Below are 2,169 nucleotides of genomic sequence, written 5' to 3'. Positions count from 1 at the left end.
CGAAAAGACTATGCCACGATGAAAGAAAGCCTTAAAATCATTGACAAGGGCGCTCTAAAACTTAGAGATGTGGCTAGAAGCGAGCAAAGGGCATTAGATGCTTTAATCAAATACACCCAAGGGCAAGGAGCTGAAGGGTTAGACAATCTCAGCCGTATCACTAAGGGATTAAGCCCAGCTAATAGAGAGGTCTTAGAGCTTAATATGCTCAATCGGCTTTTTGCCAACTCCTTAGAGCAACTAGAGGGGCTTAAGGTCTTTGATAGCCAAGCCTTTTTCAAGCACCTAGATAGCCTCAAAGAGGGGACATTCCAAAGCAAAGCCGCACAAGATTTTATCGAAATTGCCAGTGGGTTTAACCGCCTCTTTAACCAAGATGCCAAGCTAGCCAAAGCCCTTAAAAGCACCACAGGCGAGCATGTGGGCAGTTCTATTGCCACCAGTGTCTGGGGTGCTGTGCAATACCAAATAACCAAATTTGCCTTTGCCTTGATGGTTAGAACGATGCCCTTTGTCCCCTTTTTTAAGGGCATTAACTCTAAGGTGAGTGCTGCCGCACTGCGCTACCACATCAAAGCCGCCTTAAACAAGTCCGCCAGTGTGCAGGACTTTAAAATCCAGCTTAACCACCTAGTCCAACGACAAGACTTTGATAACGCCACTAAAGCCTTGATTAGAGAGATTGAGGGGGGATTACCCCCTGATGACCCACCACCTAGTGGAGGTGGTGGAGGTGGAGGGATAGCTAATCCGCATTTAGGGGATAGTGGAGGAAAGCCCCCAAGGGGTGGTGATGATCTATTAGACCCCAGCAAGCCTTTAAGACGGGCAAATATAGAGGAGATCACACAAGAATTTTTAGAGGAAGTCAAAAAGCGTAATGTTAAAGTGTGGATAGGGGATTTTACACCCCAAGAAAAAGGCTTGATGCAAGAATTGGGCTTTGATAGCAAATACCCCGTAAAGATTACTTTTAACGGGGACGCTTTAAAGCATGTAGAAAAAAATCACGGGCTTAACTCTATCCACCATATTAAAAACGAACAGCCCGCCATAGGGATTGAGGACATTAAGTATTACCCGCAAGTGGTTAATGAGTCAGATATTAGCAAGGTGATAGACAACAAAGACGGGCAAAAGCTTTTGGCGAGTGCTAAACAGATTAACGGGTACTTTATGGTGATTGAGACTATCAGCACCAAGAAAAACGAGTTGAAACTCAAAACTTTATACAAAGAAAATGGCGAATGGGGCAAGAATCCTATTTTTGGCGGTATGGGTGAACGACCAAAAAATGGCGAAGACTCGCTAAGCCCCCAGCCTAGTGTCAACTTAGACGCACGACCCCAAACCACCAGCCCCAACCCTACCACCCCAGAGCTTAAAAATCAAGCCACAAAGCTTCACGCCAAAGCTAAAGAGCAAGAAGCGGGGTTTAAACAACTCCTAGAGAGCCTAAGCCAGCCTAGTAGCACCCTAGAGGCTAGCAATATTTTAAAAAGCGTAGGCAGTATCCAAAGCAAATTAGAACGCAAGCAGGGCAGAGTAGAAAGCTTAAATGACTTGTTAAGAGGGGCGATTATCTCTAGGGACAGAGAAACCATAGATGACCAATTAGTCCAAATTGCCATTAAGCTAAGAGATGCGCAAATCCCCCACACGATCGAATATAAAGAAAATCGCGGCAGTGGTTATGAGGGGATTCATATCCACTTTAAACATAACGATGTGCCCGCTGAAATCCAAGTGCATACCCCTAAGAATTGGGCGATTAAAAAGAAGCAGGATGAGAGCTACCATGTTACAAGAGATAATGAAATCACCAAAAAATTAAGCGAAACGCAAGTAAAAGAGTTGCTCCAAAAAAGCAAAGCTTTAGGTCAAGAGTCAGACTTAGACATTAGCCTTTTAACATCATTTGAGGTGATTTCTACAGAGTTTTCAGGTTCGGCGATGTCTGTAAATCTCAAAAACGCCGCAACAGATTCAAACCTAACCCACATCTTGCGTTTAAAGTCAAATTCAAAAGAACCGCCACCATCAAAGGACGCTAACGCATACAAACGCCCCGATTCAGAGTTAAACCAAAATGATAATTTATCTTCAGGTAGTGGGAACAACATAGCTCCTTTAAACCAGTTACCCCAAAATACCACAACCCCCCAAACA

At 44.1% G+C, this 2,169-nt stretch carries 1 protein-coding gene; it reads left to right on the top strand.

The features are described 5' to 3' along the window. Positions 1-18: 18 nt before the first annotated feature. Positions 19-2,169 (top strand): PBECR3 domain-containing polyvalent protein (locus C5684_RS09205; protein WP_158650240.1); only part of this gene is annotated, 2,151 nt, incomplete at its 3' end.

This window comes from Helicobacter bizzozeronii, from assembly GCF_900196775.1.
GTDB classification, from domain to species: domain Bacteria; phylum Campylobacterota; class Campylobacteria; order Campylobacterales; family Helicobacteraceae; genus Helicobacter; species Helicobacter bizzozeronii.
Note: the sequence above shows the minus strand (reverse complement) of the source record. Positions and strands in the feature narration are given on the sequence as shown.